At 71.9% G+C, this 17,392-nt stretch carries 15 protein-coding genes; 11 read left to right on the plus strand and 4 right to left on the minus strand.

Features of this window, described 5'->3' with window-relative positions:
- Positions 1–158 precede the first annotated feature (158 nt).
- The 4 genes from ABD831_RS12180 (at position 159) to nicT (ending at position 5,771) form a co-directional block, all read left to right on the plus strand.
- Positions 159–2,801 (plus strand): DNA polymerase III subunit gamma and tau, encoded by a 2,643-nt coding sequence (locus tag ABD831_RS12180; RefSeq protein WP_344946536.1) that lies wholly within the window; start codon positions 159–161, stop codon positions 2,799–2,801.
- A gap of 168 nt (positions 2,802–2,969) precedes the next feature.
- Entirely contained in the window at positions 2,970–3,728 is a 759-nt protein-coding gene (locus ABD831_RS12185; RefSeq protein ID WP_344946539.1) for a class I SAM-dependent methyltransferase, read from the plus strand.
- A gap of 164 nt (positions 3,729–3,892) precedes the next feature.
- Entirely contained in the window at positions 3,893–4,567 is a 675-nt protein-coding gene (locus ABD831_RS12190) for a lysophospholipid acyltransferase family protein (RefSeq protein ID WP_344946542.1), read from the plus strand.
- Positions 4,568–4,634: 67 nt separating this feature from the next.
- Positions 4,635–5,771, plus strand: coding sequence for a Nickel transporter NicT (gene nicT / locus ABD831_RS12195; protein WP_344946545.1), 1,137 nt, complete (start codon positions 4,635–4,637; stop codon positions 5,769–5,771).
- Here nicT and ABD831_RS12200 read toward each other — a convergent pair.
- Entirely contained in the window at positions 5,756–7,012 is a 1,257-nt protein-coding gene (locus ABD831_RS12200; protein ID WP_344946548.1) for an aminotransferase class I/II-fold pyridoxal phosphate-dependent enzyme, read from the minus strand. The genes nicT and ABD831_RS12200 overlap by 16 nt on opposite strands.
- 101 nt (positions 7,013–7,113) lie before the next feature.
- Between ABD831_RS12200 and recR the strand changes: the two genes are divergently transcribed.
- The 4 genes from recR to ABD831_RS12220 all read left to right on the plus strand — a co-directional run bounded on the left by recR (position 7,114) and on the right by ABD831_RS12220 (position 10,987).
- Entirely contained in the window at positions 7,114–7,713 is a 600-nt protein-coding gene (gene recR, locus ABD831_RS12205) for a recombination mediator RecR (protein WP_142179217.1), read from the plus strand.
- A 132-nt stretch (positions 7,714–7,845) separates the two neighbouring features.
- A complete protein-coding gene (locus tag ABD831_RS12210) occupies positions 7,846–8,433 on the plus strand; it encodes a DUF5063 domain-containing protein (protein ID WP_344946552.1) in 588 nt (195 codons plus the stop codon).
- A 139-nt stretch (positions 8,434–8,572) separates the two neighbouring features.
- Complete coding sequence (locus ABD831_RS12215; protein WP_344946556.1) at positions 8,573–9,844, plus strand: aspartate kinase; 1,272 nt, start codon at positions 8,573–8,575, stop codon at positions 9,842–9,844.
- A gap of 39 nt (positions 9,845–9,883) precedes the next feature.
- Entirely contained in the window at positions 9,884–10,987 is a 1,104-nt protein-coding gene (locus ABD831_RS12220) for a WD40/YVTN/BNR-like repeat-containing protein (RefSeq protein WP_344946559.1), read from the plus strand.
- 51 nt (positions 10,988–11,038) lie between these two features.
- Here the strand turns inward: ABD831_RS12220 and ABD831_RS12225 are convergent, their stop codons facing one another.
- Positions 11,039–12,397: an NAD(P)/FAD-dependent oxidoreductase gene (locus ABD831_RS12225; protein ID WP_344946562.1), complete on the minus strand. Its 1,359-nt coding sequence runs from the start codon at positions 12,395–12,397 to the stop codon at positions 11,039–11,041.
- Between the two features lie 166 nt (positions 12,398–12,563).
- Here ABD831_RS12225 and ABD831_RS12230 point away from each other — a divergent pair, with 166 nt between their 5' ends.
- Entirely contained in the window at positions 12,564–12,782 is a 219-nt protein-coding gene (locus ABD831_RS12230; RefSeq protein ID WP_142179212.1) for a hypothetical protein, read from the plus strand.
- 71 nt (positions 12,783–12,853) lie between these two features.
- Positions 12,854–13,888 (plus strand): DNA topoisomerase IB, encoded by a 1,035-nt coding sequence (locus tag ABD831_RS12235; protein WP_344946567.1) that lies wholly within the window; start codon positions 12,854–12,856, stop codon positions 13,886–13,888.
- A gap of 82 nt (positions 13,889–13,970) precedes the next feature.
- Here ABD831_RS12235 and ABD831_RS12240 read toward each other — a convergent pair whose 3' ends face one another.
- Both ABD831_RS12240 and ABD831_RS12245 read right to left on the minus strand, forming a co-directional pair.
- The gene (locus tag ABD831_RS12240) at positions 13,971–14,459 is read right to left on the minus strand and encodes a pyridoxamine 5'-phosphate oxidase family protein (protein ID WP_344946570.1); all 489 of its coding nucleotides are present in this window, start codon (positions 14,457–14,459) and stop codon (positions 13,971–13,973) included.
- Positions 14,460–14,597: 138 nt separating this feature from the next.
- Positions 14,598–16,064 carry an MDR family MFS transporter gene (locus ABD831_RS12245; RefSeq protein ID WP_344946573.1) on the minus strand — a complete coding sequence of 489 codons (1,467 nt, stop codon included), beginning with the start codon at positions 16,062–16,064 and terminating at the stop codon, positions 14,598–14,600.
- Between the two features lie 168 nt (positions 16,065–16,232).
- Here ABD831_RS12245 and ABD831_RS12250 point away from each other — a divergent pair, with 168 nt between their 5' ends.
- Positions 16,233–17,369 carry a carboxylate-amine ligase gene (locus ABD831_RS12250; RefSeq protein WP_344946576.1) on the plus strand — a complete coding sequence of 379 codons (1,137 nt, stop codon included), beginning with the start codon at positions 16,233–16,235 and terminating at the stop codon, positions 17,367–17,369.
- Positions 17,370–17,392: the final 23 nt, after the last annotated feature.

The following is a 17,392-nucleotide window of genomic DNA, read 5'->3' on the forward strand; positions in this document are numbered from 1 at the left end:
GCACACCCGCCGACAGCCGCCCCTCGGAACCTCGAGCCGTAAGGAGCTGTTCATCCCCTCGCCCACGGGCCCGCGCCTTCGGTCGGCGTTCGGTCGACCTTCCGGTCGACGTTCGGTCGACGTTCCCGGCGTCGGTCGTGGCGGTTAGGGTTTCGGGCATGGCCACCGCCCTGTACCGCCGCTACCGGCCCGAGAGCTTCGCCGACGTCATCGGCCAGGAGCACGTGACGGAGCCGCTCATGCAGGCGCTGCGCACGGGCCGGGTCAACCACGCCTACCTCTTCAGCGGCCCTCGCGGCTGCGGCAAGACGACGAGCGCGCGCATCCTCGCGCGCTGTCTCAACTGCGAGCAGGGGCCGACGCCGATCCCGTGCGGCACGTGTGACTCGTGCGTGGCGCTCGCCCGTGGCGGTTCGGGGTCGGTGGACGTCATCGAGATCGACGCGGCGAGCCACGGTGGCGTCGACGACGCCCGTGACCTGCGCGAGCGGGCCAGCTACGGTCCGGCGCAGAGCCGCTTCAAGATCTACATCATCGACGAGGCGCACATGGTGACGCCGCAGGGCTTCAACGCGCTGCTCAAGATCGTCGAGGAGCCGCCCGAGCACGTGAAGTTCGTCTTCGCGACGACCGAGCCCGAGAAGGTCATCGGCACCATCCGCTCGCGCACCCACCACTACCCGTTCCGCCTCGTGCCTCCCGTCAAGCTGACGAGCTACATGGAGCGGCTGCTCGAGTCCGAGCACGTCGCGACCCAGCCCGGGGTGCTCAGCTTCGTCACACGGGCGGGCGGCGGCTCGGTGCGCGACTCGCTCTCGGTGCTCGACCAGCTCATCGCCGGCTCGGGTCCCGAGGGCCTGACCTACGACGGCGCCGTGTCGCTGCTGGGCTTCACCGACGGCGAGCTGCTCGACAGCACCGTCGACGCGCTCGCGGCGGGTGACGGCGCCGCCACGTTCCGCCAGGTCGACAAGGTCATCGAGTCGGGCCACGACCCGCGCCGGTTCGTCGAGGACCTCCTCGAGCGCCTGCGCGACCTCATCATCGTGGCGGCGATCCCCGAGGGCGCTGGGCAGGTGCTGCGCGGAGTGCCCGAGGACCAGCTCGAGCGCATGCGGGTGCAGCAGGCGGCGTTCGGCCCGGGTGCGCTCTCGCGCGCGGCCGACATCGTCAACACCGGCCTCACCGAGATGACCGGCGCCACCGCCCCGCGCCTGCAGCTCGAGCTGATCTGTGCGCGCATCCTGCTGCCGGCGGCCTCCGGCGAGCAGGGGTATGCCGCCCGCCTCGACCGTCTCGAGCGCCGCCTCGAGGTCGGGGGAGTCCCGACCGCTGCGCGCGGTGACGCCCCCGCCCCGACAGCCCCTGCGTCCGCCCCACCCGCTGCGCCCGCGGCGTCGGCCCCGCCGCGCACCGTCTCGGACTACACGCCCCCGTCGAGCGGTGGCGGTTCGGGTGCCTCGCACGCGGCCGGAGGCATGGGTGGTGGCGGTCGCAGCACAGGCATCGAGAGCGCCGTCGGGTCGTCCGGACCGCCGGCCTCATCGGGTGCACCGGGTGCACCGGGTGCGCCGGGCGCATCGGGCACGACGAGCACGGGTCCCGGCGATGCCGGCCGCGTCGACGCCGCGCGCGCAGCGACCGGTTCACCGCCGGTTGCGACGCCGGCCGAGTCCGTCGGGGGCCCGTCCACCGTCGACGCGCACGGAGGTGGCCAGCACCTGGCCGGCGCCTCCGAGCAGCCCCCGTCCGACGCGTCCGGGGCGGCCCCTTCCGGCGCAGGCGCGTCCGGCGCCGCGTCCGAGACGGCTCCGTCCGCGCAGCCGTCCGGTGACTCTGCGCCCGGTGGTCCGCCCGGTGGCATGGACACCGACGCGATCCGTCGCGCGTGGCCCAACGTGCTCGGTCGCATCTTCACGATGCGCCGCATCACGTGGACCTTCGTGTCCCAGAACGCCCAGGTCACGGCCTTCGACGGTCGCAAGCTGACACTCGGCATCGCCACGGCCGGCCTGACCCAGACCTTCCGGGCCGGCAACCACGCCGACATCGTGCGTCAGGCGCTCATCGACGAGCTCGGGGTCGATGCCATCGTCGACGGCATCCACGTCGACACCGTGTCCCAGCAGGCCCCGGTCGCCCCGCCTCCGGGGGCCGCTCCGGTAGGACTGCCCGACCCGCCGAGCAAGGGCGAGCAGGCGGGTCCGGCCGACAGCAGTCAGGGTGGCCAGGGCGGCCAGGGGGGCGACCCGGGCGCCGGTCGCTCGTCGTGGGGTGATGCCGGCGCGGGGCATGAGTCCGCCGGCTCCGGGAGCAGTGCCTCGACCGGGACCGGCGGCGCGGGTGGGGGAGCGGCCGGCGGCGCCTCGTCCCCGGCCCCCGGCTCACGGGGTGCCACCGCACTCGCCGATGCCGGCCTGAGCCCGGTCCCCGGCAGGTCGATGCAGGACAACGCCGGCTGGGGCTCGGCAACGGGTCCCGCTCCCGACTGGGCGACGGGCCCGTCACCGGCTGCGCAGGCCGGGGCTCCGGCCGTGCCGGCACCCACCGCACCCTCAGCAGCCGAGGCGCCGACCGACTCCGCCGTGCGCGGGGCCAGCGCCGTGCGGCAGTCCTTCGCGCAGGCGCGGTCGCGCGCCGGCGGGTCGCGACCGACCGACGACGACCAGCCGCGCCAGCCCGTGACCGACGACTCGGCCGTGAGTGACGACGACGAGGACATCGAGCAGTCGGGTGATGTCGGCCGCTCCGTCATCGAGAAGGTCCTCGGTGGCCGCGTCGTCCAGGAGCTCGAGAACTGATCCTCTCGCCGGTCCGGGACCGTTGGCCGGTGTGACGAGCGTGACGACGGGCCCCCTCCACGAGATGGTGCGCTGACTCGGGTGGCCGCGGAAACCCCACTGCCACAAAGGGGGTCGGCAATCACCAATCCCCCGTGGGGCCGGGGCGTCCGGGGGTAGCGTCGGACCGTGACCTTCGAGGTTGCGGCAGACGCGTACAACCGCTTCATGGGGCGCTACTCGGGGCCGCTCGCCGAACGATTCGCCGACTGGTCCGGGGTCGCCGGAGCCGGCCGGGCGCTCGACGTCGGCTGCGGCACCGGCGCCTTGACCCGTGTCCTCATCAAGCGACTGGGTGTCGACGGCGTCTCTGCGGTCGACCCGTCCCAGCAGCTCCTCGCCTCGCTGCGGCAGTCCTTCCCGACCCTCGACGTCCAGACCGCCTCTGCCGAGCAGCTGCCCTACCCCGACGACCTGTTCGACCATGTGCTCGCGCAGCTCGTGATCAACTTCCTGTCGGATCCGGTGCTCGGGCTGCGCGAGATGGCCCGGGTCACGCGGCCCGGTGGCACCGTGTCGGCGTGCGTGTGGGACCTGGCCGGGGGCGGCGCCCCGCTCACGGCGTTCTGGAGCGCAGCGCGGGACCTCGACCCCGGGGCCGAGGACGAGTCCGCGATGCCCGGGGCGCGCGAGGGAGACCTGGCGCGGCTGTGCGACGAGGCCGGCCTCCACCAGGTCGAGGACACGGCCCTGACCGTGACCGTGCGGCATCCGACCTTCGAGGACTGGTGGGAGCCCTACACGTTCGGCGTCGGGCCGGCGGGCGCCTACGTGCGCAGCCTCGACGAGGTGGCGCGGGTGCGGCTGCGTGAGCACTGCCGGGAGCTGCTCCCCGAGCCGCCCTTCTTCATCATGGCCACCGCGTGGGCGGTCCGCGCCCGCGCCTGACGCCTTCGGCCTCGACCGGCACCCCGACACAACCCGACACAACCCGACGCGTTGCCGACCCGGCGCGCGCGAGCCGCGCACGCGGCATACCAAAGGGTGGTCACCGAGCGGCTGCGCCGGACGCCCACACCGGTCGCCCGGCGCCCGGCCCTAGGCTGTGCCCCATGTTCTACAGCCTCGGGCGCAACCTCCTGTACCCGCTGTCCCATGCGCTGTACCGGCCCACCATCGAGGGCAAGGAGAACATTCCGCGCGAGGGTGGCGTCATCGTCGCGAGCAACCACCGCTCGTTCATCGACTCCTTCGCCATCCCGCTCGCGTCGCCGCGGCAGGTGCGCTTCCTCGCCAAGGAGGAGTACTGGACCGGCACGGGTGTCGGCGGGTTCCTGCGCAAGGGCTTCTTCAGCGCCGTCGGGATGGTGCCGGTCAACCGGCACTCGGCCACCGCGGCGCAGGAGAGCCTCGACACCGCACTCGAGGTGCTCCGCGCGGGCGACGCGTTCGGGATCTACCCGGAGGGCACGCGCTCGCGCGACGGCCGGCTCTACCGCGGGCGCACCGGAGTGGCGTGGCTCGCGCTGACCGCCCAGGTGCCGATCGTGCCCGTCGGGCTCATCGGCACCGAGGACATCCAGCCGGTCGGGGCGCGGTTCCCGCGGCTCGCGAAGGTGACCGTGCGCTTCGGCAAGCCGATCGGGTTCGAGGAGTATGCCGGTATGCCGGCCGGCAAGGCCCGTCGCCAGCTGACCGACCGGGTCATGGAGGCGATCGCCGAGCTGAGCGGCCAGGAGCGGGTCGACTCCTACAACGAGGTGCCGGGCGGCGAGCCCTCCGTCTGAGCGGCCTCAGGCCAGGCCGTCCGATCTGCGTTGCAGATGCGACCCAGTCGCATCTAGCGTGGGTCCCGTGACCCTGACGTCCTCGCGGCCGCGCTCGAGCCCGCCGCTGCTCCGGCGCCTCTCCCGCGACGACCAGCGCAGCCTGCTCGGCATGGGCGGCTTCGTGCTGCTGCTCCATGTCGTCGGCTGGGGACTGCTCGTCGGGGTCGTCGCGCCCCAGGAGTACCGCGTCGCGGGCCAGCTCTTCGGCGTCGGCCTCGGCGTCACCGCCTACACCCTCGGCATGCGGCACGCGTTCGACGCCGACCACATCGCCGCCATCGACAACACGACCCGCAAGCTGATGGGCGAGGGGCAGCGACCGCTCAGCGTCGGCTTCTGGTTCAGCCTCGGCCACTCGTCGGTCGTCTTCGTCATGGTCATGCTGCTCGCCCTCGGCATTCGTGCGCTCGCGGGCGCGCTCCAGGACGGGAGCTCGACGCTGCAGCACGTGACGAGCCTCTGGGGGACGTCGGTGTCCGGCGTCTTCCTCGTGCTCATCGGGCTGCTCAACCTCGCCGCGCTCGTCGGCATCCTGCGCGTGGCCCGTCGGATGCGCGACGGTCACCTCGACGAGGCCGAGCTCGAGCGTCAGCTCGCGCGGCGCGGCTTCCTGACCCGGATCCTCGGCCGCGTGACGCGCACCGTGTCCAAGCCGTGGCACATGTATCCCGTCGGCGTCCTCTTCGGCTTCGGTTTCGACACCGTGACCGAGGTGGGCCTGCTCGTCGTCGCCGGTGGCGCTGCCGCCGCCAACCTGCCGTGGTACGCCGTCCTCACCCTGCCTGTGCTCTTCGCCGCAGGCATGTCGCTGCTCGACACCGCCGACGGGGCGTTCATGAACGTCGCGTACGGCTGGGCCTTCAGCAGGCCGGTGCGCAAGGTCTACTACAACGCCACGGTGACGGCGCTCTCGGTGGCGGTCGCCCTCGGCATCGGTGGCATCGAGCTCGTGTCCGTGCTCACCGACAGGCTCGGGGTCACGACAGGACCGCTCGCGTGGGTCGGTGGCATCGACCTCGGCAGCGTCGGTTTCTGGGTCGTCGGGCTGTTCGTCGTGACCTGGCTCGTCGCCGTCGCGGTGTGGCGGTTCGGGCGCATCGAGGAACGGTGGTCGGCAACGCTCGCCGACGCAGGAGCCGGTTCGGGTCAGACGGGCGGCTGACCGTCACGCCGGGCCTCGTCGATGGCGGCGCGGAAGTGCGGGATCGCCGCCTCGATCGTCTCGGCTGTCGCGGTGAGGCAGATCCGGAACCAGCCCGGCGTCTCGAACAGGGTCCCCGGCATGACGAGCACGCCGCGCCGCTCGAGCGCGGCGACGAAGGCCTCGTCGTCCGGGACCGGTGAGCGCGGCCACAGGTAGAAGGTGCCCTCGGGTGAGGCCACCTCGTAGCCCATCTCCCGGAGCGCGCCGACGAGCCGGTCTCGCTTGGCCTCGAGGCCCCCGATGTCGATGGAGAGGCGCTCGAGGTCCGGGACGGCGTACTGCATGACCGCGTTCGGGAAGAGCCAGCCGCCGGCGATCTGCAGGCTGTCGATGGCATCCATCAGCTCAGGGGCCTCGGGCAGCCCCGGCGGGACCGCGAGGTAGCCGACTCGCTGGCCCGGGGCGAGCAGCGTCTTGCCGTAGCTGTAGCAGAGCAACGTGTGCCGGTAGAACTGCGAGGGGCTGTGAAAGGGCTTGCCGTCGAAGACGATCCGGTTGTACGGCTCGTCGGAGACGATCCAGATCCGATGCCCGTGGCGAGCCGACGCCTCCTCGAGGATCGCCGCGAGGGCCGAGAGCTGGGCCGGCGGGTAGATCCGGCCCGACGGGTTGTTCGGGGTGTTGACCACGACGATGCGGGTGCGCGGCGTGATGGCGGCCGCGATGGCGTCGAGGTCGAGGTCGAAGGCCGGCTGGAGAGCGGGCACCTTGACCGGCACGAGTCCGGCCTCGATGGCGAGGATCTCGTAGAGGAACCACGGCGGCAGCGTGTAGACGACCTCGTCGCCCGGATCGGCCACGGCCTTCATCGCGACGGTGATCGCGCCGAAGCCTCCCGTCGTCATCCGCAGGTTGTCACCGGTCCAGCCGAGCGGCACGACGCGCTCGAGCGACGCTGCGGCGGCGTCCTGCGCCGTCTCCTCGCTCTGCTTGTAGGCGAACCACTGGTCGTCTCGCGGCACGGCGGCGTCCCGGATCGCCTCGACGTAGGCCGGCATCGCCAGCTCGTGCGGGTCGCCGAAGGTGAAGTCGAGGACCTCGAGCGCGTCGTCGCCGGGACGGCCGGACTCCTCGGCCGCACGGCGGCGCAGGAACCCGAAGAGCATGCGGAAGGGGGCAGCCGCCTGGATCTGCTGGCTCCGACGCGATACGGCCGAACCGGCCAGGCGCGTCCCACTCGCCCCACGGTCCTGCTGCACCACTGCCACCTCGCTCCGACGCCACGGCCTCGCTGCCTTTCGGTCACGCTAGACCGGTGCGGCTGTCCGCAGGACGGCTTTGGCAGGCTTAGGGTTGCGGTGTGTACGAAGGCGCGGTCCAGGACCTGATCGACGAGCTCGGGCGACTGCCCGGGATCGGCCCCAAGAGCGCCCAGCGCATCGCCTTCCACCTGCTGCAGACCGAGTCCGACGACGTGACACGCCTTGTCACGGCGCTGACCGAGGTGAAGGCAAGGGTCCGCTTCTGCGAGGAGTGCGGCAACGTCTCCGAGGCCGAGAAGTGCCGCATCTGCGCCGACCCGCGCCGGGACCAGACGGCCATCTGCGTCGTCGAGGAGCCCAAGGACGTCGTCGCGATCGAGCGCACGCGTGAGTTCCGCGGCAAGTACCACGTGCTCGGCGGCGCGATCAGCCCCATCGACGGCATCGGCCCCGACGACCTGCGCGTCCGCGAGCTGATGACCCGCCTCGCGTCCGGCGAGGTGCAGGAGGTCATCATCGCGACCGACCCCAACCTCGAGGGCGAGGCCACGGCGACCTACCTCAGCCGGCTGCTGCGCGACGTCGGTCTCACCGTGACGCGCCTCGCCTCGGGCCTGCCCGTCGGTGGCGACCTCGAGTACGCCGACGAGGTCACCCTCGGGCGGGCCTTCGAGGGCCGCCGCCGCGTCGACGCCTGACCCGACCGCGCCGACCCTCTCCGCCGACCTCCCGTCGAGTGGGACGGGGTGGGGGCGTATGCCGTCCGGCCGCGTCGCGTGGCCGCCTTCCCCGCGCGACCGGGCCACACGGCATACGGCATGCTGGGACCCATGACTGACAAGCCGGTGACCGAGGGCCGCACGAGTGAGGTCGACGACCTGTCGGGCCTGGCCGACCTGACCGCAGCGGAGGCGAGCGCGTTCCTCACGTCGGTCACCGAGGTCGCCTCGGGCAGCTCGCCCGACACGGCGCTGCCGCTGCTGACCCTCGCGCTCTCGCAGGTGCTCGTGGCCGGCGCACGGCTGGGCGCGGTCGAGGACGTCGTCCCGGAGGAGCGGTTCGAGCCCGACGCCGCCGACGACGACGCCGACCCGCTCCGCACGGGCCTGGCCAACGTCTTCGCCGGGATCGACGACTACGTCTACGTCATCGACCCGATCACCTCGTCCGAGCGGGCCGACGGTTCGATCACCAACGACCTCGTCGACGTGGCCGTGGCTCTCAGCCACGGGCTCAAGCACTACGCGACCGGTCGCAAGCTCGAGGCGCTGTGGTGGTGGCAGTTCAGCTACCTGTCCGACTGGGGCGACCGCGCGCTGACCTCGCTGCGGGCCCTCCAGTCGATCCTCGCCCACCTGCGCCTCGACGCCGACGAGGAGACCGTCGGCGAGGCGGAGTTCGACGCGCTGCACCCGTAGCCCACGCGAGAACGTGCGGCCTGCGGGACGGATCGGCACAGATCTCACCATCGTGACGTCTCGGTGGACGTCGGGCGTGCGAGCCTAGACTCGGTCGCACCGCAGCAGTGTCCGTCCGCCCAGGAGATCGGGAGCCAGTGTGAGCATCGTCGTCCAGAAGTACGGCGGTTCGTCCGTAGCCGACGCCGAGGCCATCAAGCGCGTGGCCCGGCGCATCGTCGAGACCCAGCGGGCCGGACACTCCGTGTGCGTCGTCGTCTCGGCCATGGGTGACACGACGGACGAGCTGATGGACCTCGCCGAGCAGGTGACGGCCGCGCCGCCGGCCCGCGAGCTCGACATGCTCCTCACCTCCGGCGAGCGGATCTCGATGGCGCTCGTCGCGATGGCCATCGCCCAGCTCGGCGCCGAGGCGCGCTCCTTCACCGGCAGCCAGGCCGGCGTCATCACCGACGACGCCCACGGCGCCGCCCGCATCATCGACGTGACGCCCGGCCGCATCCAGAGCGCCCTCGACGCCGGCCACATCGCGATCGTCGCCGGCTTCCAGGGCGTCAGCCAGACGACGAAGGACATCACCACCCTCGGCCGCGGCGGCTCCGACACGACCGCCGTCGCGCTCGCCGCCGCCCTCGAGGCCGACGTCTGCGAGATCTACACCGACGTCGACGGCGTCTTCACGGCCGACCCGCGCATCCTGCCGAGCGCCCGCAAGCTCGACGTGCTCTCGATGGAGGAGATGCTCGACCTCGCCGCCAACGGCAGCAAGATCCTGCACCTGCGGTGCGTCGAGTACGCCCGCCGCTACGGCATCCCCATCCACGTGCGCTCGTCGTGGTCGCAGAAGGCCGGCACGTGGATCAAGGACAACCCCTACGAAGGAGAAGGCGCTGTGGAAGCACCGATCATCGCCGGCATCGCCCACGACCGCAGCGAGGCCAAGATCACCATCGTCGGGGTGCCCGACCGGGTCGGTGTCGCCGCCAAGATCTTCGGGGCCATCGCCGAGTCCGGCATCAACATCGACATGATCGTGCAGAACGTGTCGGCCGCCGAGACCGCCAAGACCGACATCTCCTTCACGCTCCCGCAGGCCGACGGCGCCCGTGGCATGCAGGTCCTGCAGTCGATCAAGCAGGAGGTCGACTACGAGGACCTCCGCCTCGACGACAAGATCGGCAAGATCGCCCTCGTCGGTGCCGGCATGAAGAGCCACCCGGGCGTCTCGGCGAAGTTCTTCGGCGCCCTCGCCGAGGCCGGCATCAACATCGAGATGATCTCGACCTCCGAGATCCGCGTCTCGGCGGTGACGCGCGCCGACCAGCTCGACGACGCCGTCCGCGCCGTCCACACGGCCTTCGGGCTCGACTCGTCCGACGAGGCGATCGTCTACGGCGGCACCGGCCGCTGAGCGCGCCGTTTCGTCCCGACGCGGCTAGTTTCGGGAGGCATGAGACTCCTGACGCGATCCGTCCTGCTCGCCGCCACCACCACTGCGCTCGTCGCTGCGACCACGAGTGCGTATGCCGTGTCGCCCGCCTCGCCGGGACGTGACGCTCCCGGTCAGGCGGGGGTGACGGCCTACGGCTGGCAGGTGACGCCGACGGGGACGACGGAGCGCTTCCGAGGGCTCGCGCCCGTCTCGCGCGACATCGCGTGGGTGAGCGGAACGAACGGGACGGTGCTGCGCACGACCGACGGCGGTCGCACGTGGGGTGACGTCAGCCCCCAGGGCCTGGGCACCGACGCGCTCCAGTTCCGCGACATCGAGGCCTTCGACGCGCGGCACGCCGTCGTCCTGTCGATCGGTGAGGGCGAGGACTCGCGCATCCTCGTCACCGACGACGGCGGCGCGAGCTGGACCGAGACGTTCCGCAACGCCGAGCCGGCCGCGTTCTACGACTGCATGGCGTTCAGCTCGCCGCGACACGGTCTCGCGATGAGCGACCCGGTCGACGGCACGTTCCGACTCGTCGAGACCTCGGACGGGGGACGGTCGTGGTCGATCGTCGACCCGGCCGGCATGCAGGCGGCCCAAGCCGGTGAGTTCGGCTTCGCGGCGTCCGGCACGTGCCTGTCGGCCGGGGTCGGCGGCCGCACGTATCTCGTGAGCGGAGGCGTCGACCCGGCTCGCGTCTTCACCTCGACCGATCACGGGCGCACGTGGACCGTGGCCGACAGCCCGGTCGCGGGCGGTGCGTCCGCCGGCATCTTCTCGGTGAGCTTCCGCGACGCGCACCGCGGCGTCGTCGTCGGTGGCGACTTCGCGGTCCCGACAGGTGCCGTCGACAACGCGGCCTGGACCGACGACGGCGGCGCGACCTGGACGAAGTCGACGAGCAACCCTTCCGGCTACCGCTCGGGGTCGGCGTGGGTCCCGCGCACGGCCCGCACCGTGCTGGCGGTCGGGCCGTCGGGTTCGGACGTCTCGACCGACGGTGGCCGCTCGTGGTCGACGTTCGACTCCGGCAGCTTCGACTCGGTCGAGTGCACCGCCGACGGTGCCTGCTGGGCCTCGGGTGAGCAGGGCCGGGTCGGCGTCCTCACCCGCTGACCGTCGGGTACCGGGCACTCGACGCGACCTCTGCGTCGAGTGCCCGGGCGCCTACGCAGTCGGGACGGCAGCGGCGACGAGGTCGGCGAGCTCGTCGTGGGTCGGACCCGGGTCGGGCTGCGGTCGCCACCCGGTGCGGTAGACGGCGCGGGCCTTCTCCTCGACGGTGGCCAGCGCCGAGGGGAGGGCCTGCATCGACACGTACGGCCCGATGGCCTCGCCGATGGAGGGGTCCTGCGAGGCCGCCGACATGATGACGTCGGACGGGAGACGACCTATGAGGTCGACGTCGTCGCCGGCCCAGCGCCGGGCCTGGGCGTGGTCCATCATGATGTGGTCCTCGACCCAGGGCCGCATCTGCGCCCGGTCCCAGTCGTCGAGCGCCTCGCCCACCGACTCGACGTTGCACCCGTGCTCGTCGACGAGACGCAGCAGCTCGGCCACCTGGGCCAGCGAGGTCGTGACGCCCCGGCCGAAGATCGGCGTCGTCGTGCAGACCGAGTCGCCGACGAACACGAGCCCGGGCAGCGCGAGGCGGCCGGAGGGGCCGCGCTGGCCTCGGAAGACGTTGAGCAGCGGACCGCCCGGCAGCACGTCGGTCAGGGGCTCGGCGACGTCGGGGGCGGTCCACGTGGCGAGCCCTGGGATGGCGGCGCTCGCGGCCTCGAACGCCCGGGTGTGCTTCAGGCCCACGAGGTCACGGTTGGCGGTCGAGCGGATGATGAGGGCCGAGAAGATGCCCCTCTCGTGCAGGAAGACGAGGACCATGAAGCCGACGTAGTTGCCCTGCCAGGCGAGGGCGTTCGTCATCGGGGGGACGGGGACGCCGGGTCGCAGCCGGTACGTGCGGTCGACGTAGGCGATGCCGCACTCGCCCCCGACACCGGGGCCGCGCAGGTGCCGGTTGACCCGACCCGAGCGTCCGGAGGCGTCGACGACGAGGTCGGCCTCGACGTCCGAGCCGTCGACGCTGATGCCCTGCGCCCGGCCGCGGCTCGTCGTGACGCCGTCGACGTGGCCCACGCGCAGCTCGAGGCCGGGCTGCTCCAGCGCTGCCGAGCGGACCGCCCGCTCGAAGGTCTCGCGGCGCGAGCGCACGCCGACGGTCGCCGTCCCGCCGTCGCCCAGGGGCATCTCGATCGGCTCGCAGCCGAGGGCCAGCCAGGCGTCCCAGGCCGTGGGGGCCTCGGCGCGCAGGACCTGGCCGACCTGTGGCCGGAAGGCGTGGGCGTGGTGGAACTGCATGACTCCGCGACGCGGCCAGGGCCCGCCGTCCGGGGGTGGTCCGGGGTCCCGGTCGACCGCGACGACGGTGTGCCCGCGGCGCGCCAGACCCATCCCCGTGACGAGACCGGTGGGGCCTCCTCCGATGACGGCGACCTTCACGACGACACCCCCTCCGCTCTCCACAGTGCGAGGGGACCTGCTGGGCGTCAAGCGGTTTCGGGCTCCTGACGTCCACGACGGAACCATCTACGGCATATGCCCCACCTCTCTCACAGGTTCATCGGTGCAGGCCGCGGGTATGGTCGAAAGAGAAGAAGCAACCACCTACTCGGGGCGTTAGGTGAACGACGTGACCCCTCACGAATCACATCTGCAGAGCGACGGATCGGTCTTCCCGCCCGTCACACCGGACCCGCCGCCGTCTCCCGGTCAGGTGGAGATCCAGGTGCCCGACATCGTGCCTGTCTCGGCGCCGGACGGGCCGAAGCGCTCGAGCGACACCCGCGAGACGCAGACTGCCACGAGCGAGACGGCGGGCGTTCGGGAGCAGAACCCCGAGACCGACTGACGCCTCGGCCCGCGAGACCCGCGCCCGTGCGTGATGTTCGTGTGCGGTGACGAAGCGGGTATCTCCCCGGTGTGAGACTGCGACGGAGCGTCATCGACAAGCCCGGGATCCGTCGCGTGCGGCGGGGGAAGGGCTTCGCCTATCTCGACGTCGACGGCCGTGCCGTCGACGCCGAGACGAGGGAACGCGTCAAGGCCCTCGTCATCCCGCCGGCCTGGCAGGACGTCTGGATCAGCCCGCACCCCAACGGCCACATCCAGGCCGTCGGTACCGACGACGCCGGCCGGCGCCAGTACCTGTACCACGAGGCCTGGCACGAGGAGCGTGGCCGTGCGAAGCACGACCGCGTCATGGTGCTCGCCCGCAAGCTCCCGGCTGCGCGCAAGCAGGTCGCGGCAGACCTGCGCACCAACGGGCTGACGAGGAAGCGCGTCACGGCCGCCGGTCTGCGGATGCTCGACGCCGGGCTCTTCCGCAGCGGTGGTGAGGAGTACGAGGCCGAGAACGGCTCGCACGGCGTCGCGACGCTGCTGCGGTCGCACGTCACGGTCAGCGGCGAGGACGTCACCTTCGAGTTCCCGGCCAAGTCGGGTGTCACGCGCGAGGCTGTCATGACGGACCAGCTGCTCGCGCGGATCGTGCTGTCCCTCAAGCGAAGCGGCTACCCCGGCGAGCGACTGCTCGCCTACCGCGACACGAACGGCTGGCACGAGCTGCGCTCCAGCGACCTCAACGTGGCGTTCAAGGAGCTCGTCGGAGAGGAGCACACCGTCAAGGACCTCCGCACCTGGGCGGCGACGGTGACTGCCGCCGTCGCCCTCGCCCGCACCGGTCCCGTCGAGTCCGAGCGGGAGCTGAAGCGGGCCGAGAAGGACGCCATGACGGTCGTGTCGGAGCACCTGGGCAACACCCCAGCCGTGGCGCGCCGCTCGTACGTCGACCCGCGCGTGCTGGACGAGTACGCCGTGGGGCGCACCATCGCCCACAGCATCTCGCGCCTGACCAAGGCGGACCGCAGCCGGCTTGAGCTCGGCGACCTCGTCCAGGTCCGGGACCGTGACGCCCTCGAGCGGGCCGTCATGCGGCTCGTCAAGGGCGCCGCCTGAGCGGTTCGTCCGCAGACGTACGTATGCCGTCGGGCCCCTCCGTGCGAAGGGACCCGACGGCATACGCGCCGTGATCAGGCGGTCAGAGGTCGACGACCTCGTTGTCACCCTCGATGCGCTGGCCGGTCACCTTCGCCTTGACGAAGTTCGCGATCTGCGTGACCTTGGCGCCGGGGGAGTCCCAGTACTCGGCCGAGTCGGCGCTCACCTTGATGATGATGTTGTTCGGGTTCTCCGGGCCGCCCTCGAGCCAGGCCCCGGTGAAGGAGTTCCACAGCTCGGCGAGCTTGGCCGGGTCGTCGACGATGGTCGCGGTCCCGGACAGCGACACCCAGGAGCTGCTCGAGCTGTAGGCGACGTTGACCCGGGCGGGGGACTGCGCGGCGATGTCGCGGGCCTTGTGGCTGTCGCGCTCGGCGACGAAGAGGACGTCGCCGTCGAACTCGACCTCCTGCGTCGCCATCGGGTGGCTGACGAGTGCGCCGTTCGAGTCGGCGTGCGTCAGCATCGCGATCCGGATGTCCTTGATCAGGTCGGCGACCTTCTTGGCGCCGTCGTCGTGCTCGCTCATCGCTTTCTCCTCGTCGTCGGTCGGTGACTCTGTCCCTTGCGACCTACCCGATGCGCTCGGGCCGCGGTCGAGTAGGGCCTCGTCAGCGTCGACCGCGATGTCACGTCCACCTACGGCTTCAGGGTGCTCCGGTGCGGCTCAGGCCGTGGACGGCTCGGCCTCTGCCTCGGCCAGGTCTGTTTCGTCGCTGCCGCCGTGGACGACGTCCTCGGCCTTCGTGTGCGGCATGAGCAGACCGGCCACGATGCTGACGGTGGCGGCGACCAGCACCGCGAGGAAGACGGCGCTCGAGCCGGCCTGCACCGCCTCGCTCGAGCCGTCACCGCCCCGGGACGCGATGACGGCGTTGGCGATGGCGCCGAAGATCGCGACGCCGACCGCGCTGCCCACCGAGCGCATGAACATGTTGGTGCCGGTCACGACGGCGCGCTCGTTCCACGGCACCGAGGCCTGGGCCGCGATGAGGGTGGGGGTGGCGACGAGGCCGAGCCCGAGGCCCACGACGAGGCAGGAGCCGGCGGTGGCCCAGACGTTCGGGGTGGAGGAGGTGAGCCACAGTGACAGGGCGCCCAGCGTGGCGATGACGAGGCCGATGAGGGCGGTCGGACGGAAGCCGATGCGCATGTAGAGACGCCCGGACTGCGAGGCCGAGATGGGCCAGCCGATGGTGAGGGCGGCGACCGCGAGTCCGGCGACGATCGGGGTGGCACCGGTCGAGCGCTCGAGGAAGGTCGGCACGTAGGAGGTGAGCCCGACGAGCACGGCCCCGACCCCGATCCCGATGAGACACGTCGCGACGATGAGGCGGCGCGTCAGCACCTCGAACGGCAGCACCGGCTCGGGCGCGCGACGCTCGATGACGCCGAAGATGCCGAGCAGCACCGCGCCGACGGCGAACGAGCCGATGCTCTGCCACGAGCTCCAGGCCCACGCCTGGCCGCCCTCGAGGACGGCAAGGATGAGCAGCGTCAGCGCCACCGTGAGGACGGTGGCCCCGGCATAGTCGATGCGGTGCCGGCGACGCTCGACGGACTCGTCGTACTTGCGCCAGATCATCCCGGCGGCCAGCAGGCAGAAGGGGATGTTGACGAAGAAGATCCAGCGCCACGAGGCGAACTGGGAGAAGACGCCGCCCAGTGTCGGACCGACGACGGACGAGACCGCCCACACGCTCGCGATATAGCCCTGGGTCTTGGCACGCTCGGCCACGGTGTAGATGTCGGCCGCGATCGTCGTCGTCATCGGCAGCACCGCGCCGGCGCCCAGGCCCTGCAGGGCGCGCATGACGATGAGTGAGCCCATGTCCCACGCGAAGCCGCAGAGGATGCTGCCGAGCAGGAAGAGCCCGATCCCCACGAGGATCACCGGCTTGCGGCCGACGGTGTCGGCGAGCTTGGCATAGACCGGAACGGACACCGCCTGCGCCAGCAGGTAGACGGAGAAGAGCCACGGGAACTGGGTCAGGCCGCCCAGGTCCTCGACGATCGAGGGCACAGCCGTGGCCAGGATCGTGGAGTCGAGCGCGATGAGCGACGTCGACAGCATGAGAGCGATGAGGATCGGACCGCGGTCCGAGCGGAATCCCAGGTTGGACGAGGTGGACACGATCCTCCTGCGGGTTGGGGCGACGAAGAAGGACAACGCACACGGCCACCGTTCATTCCCCCGGGTTCGACACAGGTGGGCCTTTCGCCCCTCCCGCCGGACGGCCGCGGCGGGGACACTATTGACGACGAGCACCACCACACGTCCATCCCCAGCAGGAGCGCCACGATGAGGACCTTGGGTGTCGAGGAGGAGATGCTGCTCGTCGACGTGCGCAACGGACGTCCCCGGTCGGTGTCGGGGCAGGTGCTCACGCAGGCAGCGCCCGCGGCGCCCGCGGACCATGCGGGCCCCGAGGGGTCGGGGGGCGGTGCGCAGGGCGCGGTCGAGGGCGAGTTCCAGCAGCAGCAGATCGAGACGCACACGCCACCCGTGGCGGACCTCGACACCCTGCGCACCGAGGTTCGGCGGTGGCGGGCCGAGGCCGTCGCGGCAGCCCGCCGGACCGGGTCGAACGTCGCGGCGCTCGCGACCTCACCGCTGCCGGTGCGCCCTGTCACGTCGAGGACCCGGCGCTACCTGTGGCTCGAGGACCGCTACCAGCTCACGGCTCGCGAGCACCTCGTCTGCGGGTGCCATGTCCACGTCTCGGTCGAGAGCGACGAGGAGGGCGTCGCGGTGCTCGACCGCATCCGCGTCTGGCTGCCGGCGCTGCTCGCGCTCAGCGCCAACTCACCCTTCTGGAACGGTCAGGACTCCGGCTATGCGAGCTACCGGTCCCAGGCGCTCGCGAAGCTTCCCTCCTGGGGGCCGACCGACGTCCTGGGCTCACCGGCGGCCTACCACCGCCTCGTCGGCGACATGGTGCGGAGCACGGTCATCCTCGACGAGGGCATGGTCTACTTCGACGCGCGACTGGCGAAGCGCTACCCGACGGTGGAGGTCCGCGCCGCCGACGTGTGCTTCTCGGTCGAGGAGGCCGTCGTCGTGGCGGCGCTGTGCCGGGGCCTCGTCGAGACGGCCGCGCAGGAGTGGGCAGCCGGCGAGCGTGCGCCGGACGTGCCGACGCAGATGCTGCGGTTCGCGACCTGGCAGGCCGGGCGCGAAGGGCTCGAGGGACGGCTGCTCGACTGGCGCACCGGGCTGCCCGCGCCGTGCTGGTCGGTGCTCGACGGTCTCCTCGACCACGTGGGCCCGGCGCTCGAGGAGGCCGGCGACCTCGTGGTCGTCAAGGAGGGCCTGGCTCGCGTCCGCGAGGAGGGCAACGGGGCGATACGGCAGCGCGCGATGTTCGCCCACACGGGTCAGCTCCTCGACGTCGTCGCCGAGTCGGTCCGCGAGACGGCCCGGCACGACGAGCGGTAGCGCTCCCGCCTGCTTCAGCTCCG

This window comes from Terrabacter ginsenosidimutans (assembly GCF_039539425.1).
Taxonomy (GTDB): domain Bacteria; phylum Actinomycetota; class Actinomycetes; order Actinomycetales; family Dermatophilaceae; genus Terrabacter; species Terrabacter ginsenosidimutans.